Raw genomic sequence first — 12,883 nt, forward strand, 5'->3', positions numbered from 1 at the left:
TTGACCGACCGCACCGCCCCCACGGCGCACCCGATCGCTGACCTGTTCGCCGCGCGCTGGAGCCCGCGCTCCTACGACGAGGCGCGCGCCGTGCCCGACGCCGCGCTGGCGCAGGTGCTGGAAGCCGCGCGCTGGGCCGCCTCCTGCTTCAACGACCAGCCGTGGAACTACGTCGTCGCGCGGCGCGACAAGGAAGCCGAAGGCTACGCCAAGCTGTTCGCCTGCCTGTCGGCGAACAACCAGGGCTGGGCGGGCAAAGCCCCGGTCCTGATCCTGGCTGTCGCGCGCACCACCTTCGCGCACAACGGCAACCCGAACCGGCACGCCGGCCACGACCTCGGCCAAGCGAGCGCGAACCTCGCGGCGCAGGCGGCCGCCCTCGGCCTGCAGGCGCACCAGATGGCGGGCTTCGATGCCGCGAAGGCGCGCGAGACGCTGGCGATCCCCGAGGGCTTCGACCCGCTGGTGATGATCACGCTGGGCTATCCCGGCCCGGCCGAGGCGCTGCCCGAGGCGCTGGCGTCGCGCGAGACGGCGCCGCGGGTACGCCGAGCGGTCGCGGACTTCACCCATCTCGGCGCCTGGGGCGCGAACGGGGCACCGTGATGGACGCCGAGGCGCTTCAGGACGACCTGGCGCTCCGCCGCCTCGTCCAGGATTGGGCGGTGTGGCGCGACGCCGGCATGTGGGACCGCTTCGCCGGCTGCTGGCACCCGGACGGGCGCATGATGGCGACCTGGTTCCAGGGGCCGGCCACCGAGTTCATCAAGGTCTCGCAGGTGGGCTTCGAGAAGGGCGTGCGCATCCTGCACTTCCTGGGCGGGATCAGCGTGGACCTGGCCGGCCCGCGCGCGATCGTGCAGACCAAGATGACCATCGCCCAGCGCGCCGAGGCCGAGGGCGTGCTGGTGGACGTGGTCTGCACCGGCCGCTTCTACGATTTCTGCGAGAAGCGCGACGGGCGCTGGGGCGTCGTGCTGCGCCAGCCGATCTACGAGAAGGACCGCATGGACCCGGTGGACCCCGCGGCCCAGGTCACGCTCGACCCGGCGCTGCTCGCACAGTTCCCGGAAGGCTACCGGCACCTCGCCTATATCCAGACGCGCATCGGCTACCAGGTGAAGCGCGACATGCCGGGGCTGACGGGGCCGGAGGTGACGGCGCTGTATGAATCCGGGCGGCGATGGCTCGCCGGGGATACGCTCGACCGGTGAGGACGCACGGGGGAAGGCCCTGCCCTCCGCCGGACCCTCGACTGGCGTATCGGTTTCCAAAGGCCCTTCGGCCATTGGTGGGGTGAGGTCCGGAGAGGAGCAACGTCCCTCTCCGGGGCGTCCCTCACGGCAGCATCTTCCCCGGGTTCATCATCCCCTCCGGGTCGATCAGCCCCTTCACCGCGCGCATCAGGTCGAGTGCCACTGGGTCCTTGTGCGTCGCCATCGCGTGGCGCTTCGACTGCCCGATGCCATGCTCGGCCGAGAAGGACCCACCGAGCCCGACCGCGATCGCGTTCACCGCGGGTTCGAACCCGTGCGCGCGCGCGACCCATGCGTCCCGCGCCATCCCCGGCGGCGCCATCAGGCTGACATGGATGTTGCCGTCGCCCGCATGGCCGATGGCGATGAGGCGCCCTTCCGGCCAACCGCGCGTGACGGCGGCCTCGACCTCGGCGATGAAGCGCGGCACGGCCGAGACCGGCACGGCGGTGTCCGTGTTGACCGATGGCCCTTCGCGCCGGCCGCAATCGGGCCAGTCCTCCCGGATGCGCCAGAAGCCGGCGCGACCAGCCTCATTCTCGGCGAAGGCGGCGTCGAGCACCTCGCCGCCCTCCATCGCGGCGGCGAGCGTATCCTCCAGCATCTCGCGCAGCGGCACGGCGGGATGTGCGGCGGCCAGTTCCACCATCACGTACCAGGGGCTGCCCAGCGGCAGCGGCACGCGCAGGCCGATGCCGTTCTTGGCCACGATGTCCATGCAGCGGCCGATCATGAGTTCGAAGGCGATCACCTCCGCGCCGCTTTCCATCACGCGGGAGAACAGGCCGAGCGCGGCCTCCGGCGACGGGGCGGCGACGAAGGCGGTCTCGACGCGCTTGAGCGCCGGCACGAGGCGCAGCGCGGCGGCGGTGATGACGCCGAGCGTCCCCTCCCCGCCCAGGAACAGGTGGCGCAGCGCGTAGCCGGAATTGTCCTTCCGCACGCGGCGCAGGTCATTCAGCACGCGCCCGTCGGGCAGCACGACCTCGAGCCCCATCACCAGGTCGCGCGCATTGCCCCAGCGCAGCGTCCGGATGCCGCCGGCGTTGGTCGACAGCGCGCCGCCCACCATGGCCGAGCCCTGCGCGCCCCAGGACAGCGGGAACAGCCGGCCGGCCGCGGCGGCTGCCTCCTGCACGTGCTGGATGACGCAGCCGGCCTCGGCCACCAGGGAGAAGTCGCGCGCGTCCACCGCCAGGATCCGGTTCATGCGCTCGAGGCTGAGCACGACCGAGGGCGGCCCGTTCGGCGCCAGGATCGCCCCGCCGGCCAGGCCCGTGCGCCCGCCGGCCGGCACGACGGCGATGCCCTCGGCCGCGCAGGCGCGGATCGTCTCCTGGACGTCCTCGACGCTGCCGGGCCGCAGCACGGCGCGCGGCGTGGCGCCCGCGATGCCGCGCCAGTCGGCGGCATAGGGGGCGATGTCCTCGGGCGCCGTCAGGCAGGCGGCGGGGCCGAGCGTCGTGGCCAGGGCGGCGAGCGTTTTCATGGCCGCGATCCTGCGCCCGCGCCCGTGCCGGTCAAGCGGGCAGGTAGCCGACCAGGTCGTCCGCCCGCATCACCTCGCAATAGATGCGGTTGATGATCTCGATCTCCCGCATGTGCAGGTCCATCGTGCCGGCGGCGCAGCCATCCTCGACCACGATCACGTCGAAGCTCTCATCCGCCAGCGACCGCACGGTCGAGGAGACGCACTGGTCGGTGAAGATGCCGCAGCAGACGACATGGGTGATGCCCATGTTCGACAGGATGAGGCGGAGGTTCGTGCCCGTCAGCGCGGAATCGGTGGTCTTGGTCACCACCACCTCCCCCGGTCGCGGCGCCAGCGCCGGCACCACCTGGGACGCGTCCGAGCCGTGCGGCAGGAAGATGTTGTTCCAGCCGGGCTTCTTCTGGCTGAGCGAGCGGTCGGCGCCGTCAGGCGTCAGGCAGGCGATGCGCGCGAAGACCACCGGCCCCGCGCCCGCCCGGAAGCGCGCGATGAGGCGCGCGATGGTGGGGATGACGGTGCCGTGCATGCGGTCGTGGAAGCCGTCCCAGGCGGCTTCGCGCGCGCGCTCGACGGGCGTGAGGCTCGCGGGGTCCTCCGGGCGCGCCAGGTAGGTGTTCTGCATGTCGATGACCAGCAGCGCGACCTTGCCGCGGACCAGCACCGGGTCCGGCGCCTCCGGCGCGCCGGCGTAGTAGAAGGACCGCCAGGCGGTCTTCCAGCCGGTCATGCGGCCTTCTCCGGATACATGGCGGCGATCGCCTCGGGCGTCGCGGGGATGCGACCGCGCTCGGTGACAAGGCCGGTCACGAGCCGCGCCGGCGTCACGTCGAAGGCCGGGTTGGCGGCGGGGCTGCCGGCGGCCGCGACGCGGATGGTCTCGATCCGGCCATCCGCGGTGCGGCCCGTGAGGTCCGTGACCTCGGCCGCGCTGCGTTCCTCGATCGGGATCTCCGCCACGCCGTCGGCCACGCGCATGTCGAGGGTGGAATGCGGCAGCGCCACCCAGAACGGCACGCCGTTGTCGGCCGCCGCCAGCGCCTTGAGGTAGGTGCCGATCTTGTTCGCGACATCCCCGGTGCGCGTCACGCGGTCGGTGCCGACGATGACGATGTCGACCTCGCCATGCTGCATCAGGTGCCCGCCGGCATTATCGGCGACCACGGTGTGCGGCACGCCATGCGCGCCCAGCTCGAAGGCCGTCAGGGCCGCGCCCTGGTTGCGCGGGCGCGTCTCGTCCACCCAGACATGCACCGGGATGCCCGCATCATGCGCCATGTAGATCGGTGCCAGCGCGGTGCCCCAGTCCACTGTCGCGAGCCAGCCGGCGTTGCAATGGGTCAGGACGTTGAGGCGCGCGCCCGGCTTGCGCGCGGCGATCTCCTGCAGCAGCGGCAGGCCGTGGCGGCCGATCGCCTCGCAGGTGGCGGCGTCGTCGTCGGCGATGGCGGCGGCCTCGGCATAGGCGGCCTCGGCGCGTGCGCCGGGCGGCAGATTGCGGAGCGCGGCCAGCATCCGGTCGATCGCCCAGCGCAGGTTGACCGCGGTCGGACGCGTCTCGGCCAGCATGGCGGCCACAGCCTCCAGCGTCGCCGGGTCGCGGCGCATCGCGAGCGCCAGGCCATAGGCCGCGACCGCGCCGATCAGCGGCGCGCCGCGCGTCTGCATGGCGCGGATGGCGTGCGCGACCTCGGTCTCGTCCGCCAGGCGCAGCCATTCGACCTGCCACGGCAGGCGCGTCTGGTCGAGGATGCGGACGGACCAGCCATCCTGCGCATCGACGCGGACGCTGCGGTGCCAAACCCCGTCGATCCTCATGCGCCCTGCTCCACCAGCACCTCCTCCAGTGACCGCCGCAGGGATGGCGGCAGGTCCGGCCCGCGGCCGAAGCGCAGCACCAGGTCCGGCCGGCGCCCGCCGAGCCCCAGCCATGCGGCCAGCACCGGCCTGAGCGCCGGCACCTCGACAGGCTGGTTCACCCAGGAGGTGCGCAGCCCGAGCGTCGTCGCCGCCAGGCAGAAGCGTTGTGCCGCACGCCCGGCCGCGAGCCAATGGTCCGGATCGTCGCGCGCCGCCGCGAAGACCGCGAAGCCGGCGCTGCCGGCCAGCTGCCGCGCCATCCGGTCGGTCTCGGCGGCCAGCGTGAAGACATGCGGGAAGATAGCCCGGCCGATCGGCTCCGGCAGGACCGGATTGCCCGAGGCGCCGGCAAAAAGCCCGTCCCGCCGCGCCAGAGCAGCGCCCGCGCTGAACCGGATCCAGTGCGTGAGCTCGGCGACGAAGCCCGCATCGCGCAGCTGCACGCTGTTGCCCGCGAGCACGAGTTCCGACAGCGCGGCGCGCTGCGCCGGCGCATCGAGCAGCAGCAGCGCAACGCGCGGATCGGCGCCGCCGGCCGCCTCCAGCACCGCGAGGTCGGCGGCCGGCAGCGGCGCCGGGTCGAAGGGCAGGCGGGTCGAGCGGCGCCGCGCGACCGCCGCCGCCATCGGCCCGTCGCGCTGCGGCGCGGCGACCAGATGCAGCGTCGCGCCGCCATCCGCGGCAACCTCCACCTCGGCCGCGAGGCCGAGCGCCGGCGCGGCCTGAACCATCGTCTCGACCGCGCAGCCGAGGCTCGCGACCAGGTGGTGGTCGTCCGGATCGACCACCGGCGTGCGCCGCGCCGGGTCCGGCAGCACGCGTAGCCCGCCGGCCACTGTCACGAAGCGCCAGGGCTGGGTGTTGTGGCTGTTGGGTGCCAGCGTCGCGCAGCGCACCAGTTCGCGCAGAACGGGTCGGGACGCGGCATCGGGCGGGCGCCAGGTCTCCCGGGCGAGCGCCGCATAGGCCGCGCCGTCGCGCCGGGCGATCCACCAGGCCGCGCCGCCGCCCAGCACGGCCGCCGCCGCCAGCCCGCCGAGGCCACCGCGCAGCAGTGTGCGCCGCAGGGCCATGGCGCGCCGCTAGATCCGCTGGTGCAGCGCGCAGACGAGCGTGAACAGCCGCCGCGCCGTCTCGAAATCGACGTCGATGCGCCCCTTGAGCCGCTGCTGGAGCAGCTCGGCGCCTTCGTTGTGCAACCCGCGCCGGCCCATGTCGATCGCCTGCACGCGGCTTTCGGGGCCGCTTTCGGCCACCGCCTGCTCATGCGCCTCGACCACCATGTGGTAGTCCTTGATCAGCCGCCGGAACGGACCGAGGGCCAGCGCCAGGACGTGCAGCGTGCGATTGTCGACGTCGCGGATGTCGAGCACGAGCCGCCCCTCCCGCACCGACACCGACAGGGCATAGGGACCCTTCGGCAGGTTGGGCGGGTCGAAGCGGTTGCCGGCCAGCAGGTCGGCGATCGCCTGGCGGCGGTCAGCCTCGGCGAAGGCCGAGGGCGCGGGCGGCTCCTCCGGCAGTTCGAGGCGGATCAGGCGCTGGTCAGGCATCGCCCGTGCCGCGCGGCGGCGCCACCGGCACCGGCGCGCCCTGCTCGTCCCCCGTCAGGCCAAGGCGGAGCATCCACGCCACCACCGCCCCCTTCACCGGGCGCAACAGCAGCATGCAGGCGATGGTGAAGGCCGGCAGCCAGACCGCCATGTGCAGCCACATCGGCGGCTGCCAGGCGCGCTCGACCCAGAAGACGCCCGGCAGGAGCAGGTGGCCGGCCAGGAATATGGTGAAATAGGGTGGTGCATCATCCGCCCTGATGCGGCCCAGCGGCGCGCCGCAGGCGCTGCATTCCGGCACCAGGCGCAGGTAGCCGGCGAACAGACGCCCTTCCCCGCAGCAGGGGCAGCGGCCGCGCGCGCCCCGCACAAGGCCGGCAAGGATCGGCTGGGGCGCGGCGGGCGCATCGGGCGCGCCCCGCGTCGGGTCCCATGACATCGGCGTTCCTTTCGCCGGGCGCTCGGCGGCGCCCGTTGTGCAATGCAGCATAAGACACCCTTCAGGCCGCCGGTTCAAGCATTGCACGTCCGGGCTTGAACCGGCGACCTCCGCGGAGCGAGGATGCGGCATGTCCGAACGCATCCTGGTGATCAACCCGAATTCCAGCCTGTCCTGCACGGACGGCATCGCCGCCGCCATCGCGCCCTTCGCGGCGCCGGGGCTGCCGCGGCTCGACGTGACGCGCCTGCCCGAAAGCCCGGGCGCGATCGTGACCTGGCGCGACTGGTACGGCGTGGCCGAGCCGCTCTGCCGGATGGTCGAGGCCGAGGCGGCCGACGCCTACGTCATCGCCTGCGTGTCCGACCCGGGGCTCGAGGCGGTGCGGACCGCGACGGACCGGCCGGTCTTCGGGCCGCTGCGCTGCGCGGTCGCGGCCGCGATGATGCGGGGCGAGCGGTTCGGCATCGTGGCCTTCACCGACAAGTCGAAGCCGCGCCAGCGCCGCGCGCTGCAATCGCTCGGCGTCGAGGACCGGCTGGCCGGCATCGTGCCGCTCAACCTCGACATGGAGGTGCTGACCGACCCGGTGGCGCCGCGCGCACGCATCGCGGCCGCCGCCCGCGAACTGGTCGCAATGGGGGCGGAGAGCGTCATCCTCGGCTGCGCCGGCATGGCCGGGCACCGCAACTTCGCCGAGGAGGCCTGCGGCGTGCCGGTGGTCGAACCCTGCCAGGCGGCGGTGGCGCAGGCGATCCTGGCGGTCGTCTCGGCGCGTGGGGCGGGCATGCGCCTCGCGGCGGAATGAGGCGCGCGGCGCTGGCGGCGCTGGCCGCGGCGCTGGCGGCGACGCCCGCCGCCGCCGTGCCGCCCGCCGACCCGCCCGGCGACCCCGCGCTGCAGGAGGCGGTCCGCCTGACCGAGGCCGGGCGCTACGACCTCTCGGTGCCGATGCTGGAGGCGGTGCTGGCGCGGCTGCCGGGCGATCCAGACATCCTCACCTACCTCGCGCTCGCGCTGCGCCGCACGGGGCGGGTGCATGAGGCCGAGCTGCGCTACGCCGAGGCGCTGGCGCGCGACGCCGCGCACCTGCCCGCCCTCGCCTACCAGGGCGTGCTGTTCCTCGAGACCGGTCGGCGCGCCGCGGCGGAGGCCAATCTCCGACGCCTGACGGCGCTGTGCCCGGCAGGCTGCACCGAGCAGGCGGAGCTGGCACGCGAGATCGCCGCGCGACGCTGATGCGGGCGCCCCTGCCGTCCGCAGCCATTGCCGGGCGCCCTGCGCGTGCGCCGGGACATGTCGGCCGCCCGGTCCCGGCGCGCGGCGCTGCTGGCCCTGCTGTTCGCGGGCGCGGCCTCCGCCGGCATCCCGCCCAACGCCACGGCCCGGCTGGCGGCGGAGGGCGAGGCGGCCAGCACGCGGCTGCTGGCCGATGCGGTCGCGGCGCGACGCCGCCTGGACCGGGCGGCGACCTCGTGCTGCTGCGCGCGGCAACGGCGCGGCGGATCGAGGGCCCGAACCGGGCGCTGATCGAGGTGCTCGACGGGCTGGTCGCCGCGCTGGACCGGGAGGCGGAGGTGCTCGGGCCCCTCATGGCCCGGATCGGCGCGGACCGGGGTGACGACGTGGCGGCGGCGCTACGCCGCGCGGGCCTCGTGCAGACGGTCGAGGCCACGACGCTGGCGGCGGTGGCCGAGGCCTTCGGCTGGAGCGTCGCGCCGCTTGCCGACCAGCGCCTGCGTGCGCCCGGCGCGGCCCGGCCGCGCCTCGGCCTAGGCCTCGGTGCGGTGCGCGCCGTGCTCGTTGCGCTGCGCGAACGCCATGAAGGGCTGCGCGACGACCGCCGCGCGGATCCGGAGATCCTGCGCGATAGCCTCCGGCGCCTGGCGCAATGACCAAGGCGGCGCGGCCGCCTCAGCGCCGCGGATGGCCCTCGCGCAGCCGGAGCGGCGCCGCGGGCCGGCGCCGATCGTCGAGCGGCACCACCCAGGGCGCGCCCTGATCCGACGACCAGACGCGGAGGGTGCCGGCCGTGACCTCGGCCCGGGCGGCGTCCGGATAGGGTGTGGTCTCGAACGCCAAGCGCTCTTGCCCGTCGGTGCCGCGGACATGGACGTGCCAGACGAAGCCGACGGTGGCGCCGCAATTGGTGCGCGCGATCCGCCAGGCGCCATCGGGGTCGCGGGCGACGTCCTCGCTCTCGCAGCCGAAGCCGCCAACCATCGCAAGCATCAGCAGCCCGAGCGCGGCCGTACCGCCCCCCAGCAGCACGACCAGCGCGATGACGACCCGGCGCAAAGACGATGCCCGCTCTACTCCGCCGCGCGCGAGGGCGCCCAGGCGGGCGGCGCCTCGCTGCCGACCTGCCCCGTGATCCGCCCATAGGCTTCCGGCCGGCGGTGCTTCGCGAAGTTGAAGATGGTGCTGCGGCCCAATTCGCACATGCCGAGATCGGCTTCCGCCACGATCAGCTCGTCGCCCCAGGAGGTGGCCTGGGCCATGATCTCGCCCTGCGGGTTGACGATGATGGAATGGCCGAACAATTCGTGCCCGTCCTCGGTGCCGGCCTTGGCGGTGGCCACCGCGAAGCAGGCATTCTGGTAGCAACCCGCCTGGATCGTCAGGTGGGAATGGAAGACGCGCAGGTGGTGCGCCTCGAAGCCGCGGTTATCCATGTTGAGCGAGGGCGTGTTGTAGCCGAGCATGACCAGCTCGACCTGCTGCAGGCCCATCACACGCCAGGCTTCCGGCCAGCGGCGGTCGTTGCAGATCATCATGCCGACATTCACCTCATGCCCCGCGACCGGCGCGCGCACCACGGGGAAGCCGAGGTCGCCAACCTCGAAGAAGCGCTTCTCCAGGTGCTGGACCTTGCGGACGGGATCGAATTCCGCATGCCCGGGCAGGTGGACCTTGCGGTACTTCAGCATCACCTGACCTTCGGGATTCACGAAGACGGCGGTGTTGAAGCGGTGCCCGTCGGGCGTCCTCTCGGCATAGCCGAGGTGGAAGGCGATGCCGTATTTCCGCGCCGCCTCGAACAGCGGGGCGGTCGCGTTCGAGGGCAGCGTCGTCTCGTAGTAGTGGTCGGCGTTTGCGATGTCCTCCTCGTACCAGCGCGGGAAGAAGGTGGTCAGCGCGAGCTCGGGGAAGACGACGACCTCGGCGCCCATGCGGTGCGCCTTCTCCATCAGGCGGACCATGCGGCCCACGGCGACGTCGCGGCCCTCGGCCTTCTGGATCGGGCCGAGCTGCGCGGCGGCGAGGATGATGGCGCGCGACATGGGCGGGCTCCCGGTTAGGAGATGAGGGTGGCCGGAAGGAAGGCCGACACGTCAGCATGGCGCCAGGTGCGGGCACCGACCAGAGGGAGACCGCCAGGAGGATCCTATGGTGGCCTGCGATCTGCATGCCGGGCGGCATCCAGGCAGGTTCAGATCACGACGGCAGGGCTGCTCCGCAAGAGCAGCCGCACTCCGCGATGCAGCCTCGCACGATTCTACCGGTTTGAACTGCCGGACGCGTATCTCGGCGTATTGACGAAATTGTCGCTGACGTTAGCGATTCCCGCCTCATTCAGGATCTTCAGGATAAGATCAGCGCAGTTCACGCCTCTCTGCCCCTTGAGAGCGCCGAGCGCCCGGCCGAGCTTGCCACCCGGAAATGAATACACATAGCGGCCGTCTGCGACCTTCCCCTCGAAACGCTGAAAGGCTTGCATCATTCGTATGGTCTGGTCAGTATTGATAGCATAAGAATGATGCTTCGTCGTCGCAATATGCCTCAGCTCGTCATCAACTTCATCATATTTTACTTTCCGCTTCTTAAAACGCTGAATTCCCATTTGTCTGAGTTGCACTCGTCCGTGTCCGGGTGTCACCAGGTCATAGAAATCCATGACCGCCAGTTTGTTTTCGACCCACTCCAGATAGCAACAGGAATGGCCGCCGTGCCACACGTCGTCGCGCGAGCAGACGGTAAAGACCGACTGGTCATCGGTGACGGGTATGGGAGCCCCATCCGCGTTGGTGAAACTGCTCACCCACTGACCTCCCGCTCTACGCATCCTGCACTCTCCTCGCACGACGTGGTCAATAAACAACCGTAACGACGGTCTGCCACGCCCGCAACGACGAATGGCAAAGGCAACGCGACCGCCCGGACAGCGCAATCAGTGCGCGCCACGGAGGCAGGCGCTAACGACATCGTGATGGCGTGTATGACGCGAGAGGACGGCTGATCATGCGCGCCGGGCTCCTCGTCGATGCGTTGGACGGCGAAGCAAAGGCCGCCTCCGCGAAGGGTCTGCGCGGCGAGCACAAAGGGGGCTTGCGCGTGACGGAGCGCATGCATCTCCTCCCTCCGCCACTGACCGCGGCTCGATGATCGCCAGGGTCTCGTCGTCCCGCGTCACCACACGGAAATGCCCCGCTCCCTCGTCCTGCACGACGCGGATTACGCGACGAGCCCCAGCTCCCGCGCCTTGATCTGCAGCGCCAGCACCTTCGAGAAGATGCGGCACTGCGCGAGCCCGCCGGCATGGAACCACAGGCCCGGCTGGCCGGTCGGGCGCCACATGCCGTGCAGTTCGCCCTCCGCGTCGTAGCCCCAGACCCGGCCGACGCGCGTCGCGACCTCATCGCCCAGGATCCGCCGCGCGGCGGCGGCTTGGCCTTCGTAGCCGGTGGCGAGCACGATGAGGTCGGCCGGCTTCGTCGTGCCGTCCTTCATCACCGCGCCGTCGGGCCCGAAGCGGTCGATGTCGTCGAACTGCATCAGCCCGACCTTGCCGTCCACGATCATCTGGGAACAGCCCGCATCGAAGTAGTAACCGCCGCCCCGCGACTGGTACATGATCTGCCAGCCCGTCCCGTCCGGGCCCGAGGTCAGGCGGAAGCCGCGCGCCTTCAGCCCGTCGAGCAGCACCCGGTCGGCCTCGGCGTTGCGGATGGTCATCTGCTGGTGCGCGCGCGCATAGACCGGGAAGGGGAAGGAGACGGCGAGGAGGTCCTTGTCCTCGAACGGTATCTCCTCGTCATACAAGGCGTAGGGCGCCTGCGCCTCCTTCAGGCTCACGACCAGCGTCGGGCGGCGCTGCACCAGCGTCACCTCCGCGGCACCCGACACCGCCAGGTCCTGCGCCACGTCGTGGCCCGAGGTCCCGGTGCCGACCACCAGCGCCCGCTTCCCCACCCAGTCGAGCCCGCTGCCATAGGCGCCGGAATGGCGCACCGTACCGCGGAATTCCTTCAGGCCCGGCAGGTCCGGCATGACGGGGATGCTGCTCACGCCGTTCGCCATGACGATGTGGCGCGGGCGCATCCGGCGCTCGGTCCCGTCGGCGCGCCTCAGCGTCACGTCCCAGCAGCCGGCGGCCTCGTCCCAGCTCCCGCCTGTCAGTTCCGTGCCGGTCCAGACGTTCAGCTCCATCGCCTCGGCATAGAGCTCGAACCAGTTGGCCAGCATGTCCTTCGGGATGAAGACCGGCCAGGACCGCGGGAAGGGCATGTAGGGCAGGTGGTTGACCCGCGTCTCGTTGTGCAGCGTCAGCGCGTGGTAGCGCTTGCGCCACGACTGCCCGATCCGCGCGTCGCGCTCCACCACCAGCGTATCGACGCCGAGCAGCGACAGCCGCGCGGCGATGGTCATGCCCGATTGCGATCCGCCGACCACCAGCACAGCCGGGTCGCGGTCGGCATAGGCGACGGCCTTGCGCCGGCGGTCGAGCCAGTTCTCGCCACCGAAATTGCGCTTCCAGTCCACGTCCTGCCAGCGCGACCCGTTCGCCGGGTCCTCGTGGCCGCGGATCTCGTCCAGCGCGGTCATCAGCGTCCAGGCGCGGGTCTGCCCGCCCTCGTTCACCAGGCGGACCACGCCGGAACAGGGGCCGGTCGCGGTCTCGAAGGCGAAGATCGCCTCGATCGCCTCGGTGCCCGCGCGGGTCATGCGGCGCGGCGGCGTGCGGCGTGCGGCGAGGCCCATGGTGCGCGGCCGCACCGCCGGGGCGTACTGCGCGAGGCGCGCGGCGATCGGCCCCGCGCCCGAGGCGGTGCGCAGGTCCCAGGTGAAGGCCAGGAGGTCGCGCCAGTGGCACTCGGCGGCGAAAAGCGGGGCGATGGTCGCCGCATCCCCCGCGTCGAGCGCGTCCTCGAAGCGCCCGAGCCATTCTTGCGCAGCCGCTTCCGCGGTCGTGCCGGTCAGGATGCCGTCCATGGCGCCGTCCTCCTTCGCCTTGTTGGGCGGGAGTTTGGTCGCCGGGGGGCGGCGCGGCAAGCGCGGGGCGGAC

The 12,883-nt window shown here is 72.1% G+C and carries 16 protein-coding genes; 6 read left to right on the forward strand and 10 right to left on the reverse strand.

What is annotated here, in order from left to right:
- A complete protein-coding gene (locus E8M80_RS23950; RefSeq protein WP_137128256.1) occupies positions 1–606 on the forward strand; it encodes a nitroreductase family protein in 606 nt (201 codons plus the stop codon).
- Entirely contained in the window at positions 606–1,214 is a 609-nt protein-coding gene (locus tag E8M80_RS23955) for a nuclear transport factor 2 family protein (protein ID WP_137128257.1), read from the forward strand. Before E8M80_RS23950 ends, E8M80_RS23955 begins: the two co-directional genes overlap by 1 nt.
- A 124-nt stretch (positions 1,215–1,338) precedes the next feature.
- Here E8M80_RS23955 and E8M80_RS23960 read toward each other — a convergent pair whose 3' ends face one another.
- Genes E8M80_RS23960 through E8M80_RS23985 form a run of 6 tightly spaced genes read right to left on the reverse strand, consistent with a single transcriptional unit; the run spans position 1,339 to position 6,597 of the window.
- Positions 1,339–2,745: an FAD-binding oxidoreductase gene (locus E8M80_RS23960; protein WP_137128258.1), complete on the reverse strand. Its 1,407-nt coding sequence runs from the start codon at positions 2,743–2,745 to the stop codon at positions 1,339–1,341.
- Positions 2,746–2,776: 31 nt separating this feature from the next.
- The gene (locus E8M80_RS23965; protein WP_137128259.1) at positions 2,777–3,475 is read right to left on the reverse strand and encodes a cysteine hydrolase family protein; all 699 of its coding nucleotides are present in this window, start codon (positions 3,473–3,475) and stop codon (positions 2,777–2,779) included.
- Entirely contained in the window at positions 3,472–4,563 is a 1,092-nt protein-coding gene (gene mtnA / locus E8M80_RS23970) for an S-methyl-5-thioribose-1-phosphate isomerase (RefSeq protein ID WP_137128260.1), read from the reverse strand. The genes E8M80_RS23965 and mtnA overlap by 4 nt, the downstream gene beginning before the upstream one ends.
- Entirely contained in the window at positions 4,560–5,678 is a 1,119-nt protein-coding gene (locus E8M80_RS23975) for an Acg family FMN-binding oxidoreductase (RefSeq protein WP_137128261.1), read from the reverse strand. The genes mtnA and E8M80_RS23975 overlap by 4 nt, the downstream gene beginning before the upstream one ends.
- A 9-nt stretch (positions 5,679–5,687) precedes the next feature.
- Positions 5,688–6,158, reverse strand: a complete 471-nt coding sequence (locus E8M80_RS23980) for a UPF0262 family protein (protein WP_137128262.1) — start codon at positions 6,156–6,158, stop codon at positions 5,688–5,690.
- Positions 6,151–6,597, reverse strand: a complete 447-nt coding sequence (locus tag E8M80_RS23985) for a DUF983 domain-containing protein (protein ID WP_137128263.1) — start codon at positions 6,595–6,597, stop codon at positions 6,151–6,153. The genes E8M80_RS23980 and E8M80_RS23985 overlap by 8 nt, the downstream gene beginning before the upstream one ends.
- 130 nt (positions 6,598–6,727) lie before the next feature.
- Here E8M80_RS23985 and E8M80_RS23990 point away from each other — a divergent pair, with 130 nt between their 5' ends.
- From E8M80_RS23990 to E8M80_RS24005, 4 genes are read left to right on the forward strand one after another with little or no spacing between them, the layout of a single operon-like run.
- Positions 6,728–7,405, forward strand: a complete 678-nt coding sequence (locus tag E8M80_RS23990) for an aspartate/glutamate racemase family protein (protein WP_137128264.1) — start codon at positions 6,728–6,730, stop codon at positions 7,403–7,405.
- Positions 7,402–7,836, forward strand: a complete 435-nt coding sequence (locus tag E8M80_RS23995) for a tetratricopeptide repeat protein (RefSeq protein ID WP_137128265.1) — start codon at positions 7,402–7,404, stop codon at positions 7,834–7,836. The genes E8M80_RS23990 and E8M80_RS23995 overlap by 4 nt, the downstream gene beginning before the upstream one ends.
- Positions 7,837–7,893: 57 nt before the next feature.
- Positions 7,894–8,127, forward strand: a complete 234-nt coding sequence (locus E8M80_RS24000; protein ID WP_137128266.1) for a hypothetical protein — start codon at positions 7,894–7,896, stop codon at positions 8,125–8,127.
- Positions 8,073–8,492 carry a hypothetical protein gene (locus E8M80_RS24005; protein ID WP_137128267.1) on the forward strand — a complete coding sequence of 140 codons (420 nt, stop codon included), beginning with the start codon at positions 8,073–8,075 and terminating at the stop codon, positions 8,490–8,492. The genes E8M80_RS24000 and E8M80_RS24005 overlap by 55 nt, the downstream gene beginning before the upstream one ends.
- A 19-nt stretch (positions 8,493–8,511) precedes the next feature.
- Here E8M80_RS24005 and E8M80_RS24010 read toward each other — a convergent pair whose 3' ends face one another.
- The 4 genes from E8M80_RS24010 to E8M80_RS24025 form a co-directional block, all read right to left on the reverse strand.
- The gene (locus E8M80_RS24010; protein ID WP_137128268.1) at positions 8,512–8,895 is read right to left on the reverse strand and encodes a hypothetical protein; all 384 of its coding nucleotides are present in this window, start codon (positions 8,893–8,895) and stop codon (positions 8,512–8,514) included.
- 14 nt (positions 8,896–8,909) lie between these two features.
- The gene (locus E8M80_RS24015) at positions 8,910–9,881 is read right to left on the reverse strand and encodes an N-carbamoyl-D-amino-acid hydrolase (protein WP_137128269.1); all 972 of its coding nucleotides are present in this window, start codon (positions 9,879–9,881) and stop codon (positions 8,910–8,912) included.
- Between the two features lie 215 nt (positions 9,882–10,096).
- Entirely contained in the window at positions 10,097–10,639 is a 543-nt protein-coding gene (locus E8M80_RS24020; RefSeq protein WP_137128270.1) for a hypothetical protein, read from the reverse strand.
- A 413-nt stretch (positions 10,640–11,052) separates the two neighbouring features.
- The gene (locus E8M80_RS24025; protein WP_137128271.1) at positions 11,053–12,810 is read right to left on the reverse strand and encodes an NAD(P)/FAD-dependent oxidoreductase; all 1,758 of its coding nucleotides are present in this window, start codon (positions 12,808–12,810) and stop codon (positions 11,053–11,055) included.
- Positions 12,811–12,883 lie beyond the last annotated feature (73 nt).

This window comes from Roseomonas sp. HF4, assembly GCF_005222755.1.
Taxonomy (GTDB): domain Bacteria; phylum Pseudomonadota; class Alphaproteobacteria; order Acetobacterales; family Acetobacteraceae; genus Neoroseomonas.

Bases quoted from the DNA above. Each gene is read 5' to 3' on its own strand.
- E8M80_RS23955 (WP_137128257.1), top strand. From the start codon at position 606: ATGGACGCCGAGGCGCTTCAGGACGACCTGGCGCTCCGCCGCCTCGTC.
- E8M80_RS23995 (WP_137128265.1), top strand. From the start codon at position 7,402: ATGAGGCGCGCGGCGCTGGCGGCGCTGGCCGCGGCGCTGGCGGCGACG.
- E8M80_RS23965 (WP_137128259.1), bottom strand. From the start codon at position 3,475: ATGACCGGCTGGAAGACCGCCTGGCGGTCCTTCTACTACGCCGGCGCG.
- E8M80_RS24025 (WP_137128271.1), bottom strand. From the start codon at position 12,810: ATGGACGGCATCCTGACCGGCACGACCGCGGAAGCGGCTGCGCAAGAA.
- E8M80_RS24015 (WP_137128269.1), bottom strand. From the start codon at position 9,881: ATGTCGCGCGCCATCATCCTCGCCGCCGCGCAGCTCGGCCCGATCCAG.
- mtnA (WP_137128260.1), bottom strand. From the start codon at position 4,563: ATGAGGATCGACGGGGTTTGGCACCGCAGCGTCCGCGTCGATGCGCAG.
- E8M80_RS24000 (WP_137128266.1), top strand. From the start codon at position 7,894: ATGTCGGCCGCCCGGTCCCGGCGCGCGGCGCTGCTGGCCCTGCTGTTC.
- E8M80_RS23975 (WP_137128261.1), bottom strand. From the start codon at position 5,678: ATGGCCCTGCGGCGCACACTGCTGCGCGGTGGCCTCGGCGGGCTGGCG.
- E8M80_RS23980 (WP_137128262.1), bottom strand. From the start codon at position 6,158: ATGCCTGACCAGCGCCTGATCCGCCTCGAACTGCCGGAGGAGCCGCCC.
- E8M80_RS23960 (WP_137128258.1), bottom strand. From the start codon at position 2,745: ATGAAAACGCTCGCCGCCCTGGCCACGACGCTCGGCCCCGCCGCCTGC.
- E8M80_RS23990 (WP_137128264.1), top strand. From the start codon at position 6,728: ATGTCCGAACGCATCCTGGTGATCAACCCGAATTCCAGCCTGTCCTGC.
- E8M80_RS23985 (WP_137128263.1), bottom strand. From the start codon at position 6,597: ATGTCATGGGACCCGACGCGGGGCGCGCCCGATGCGCCCGCCGCGCCC.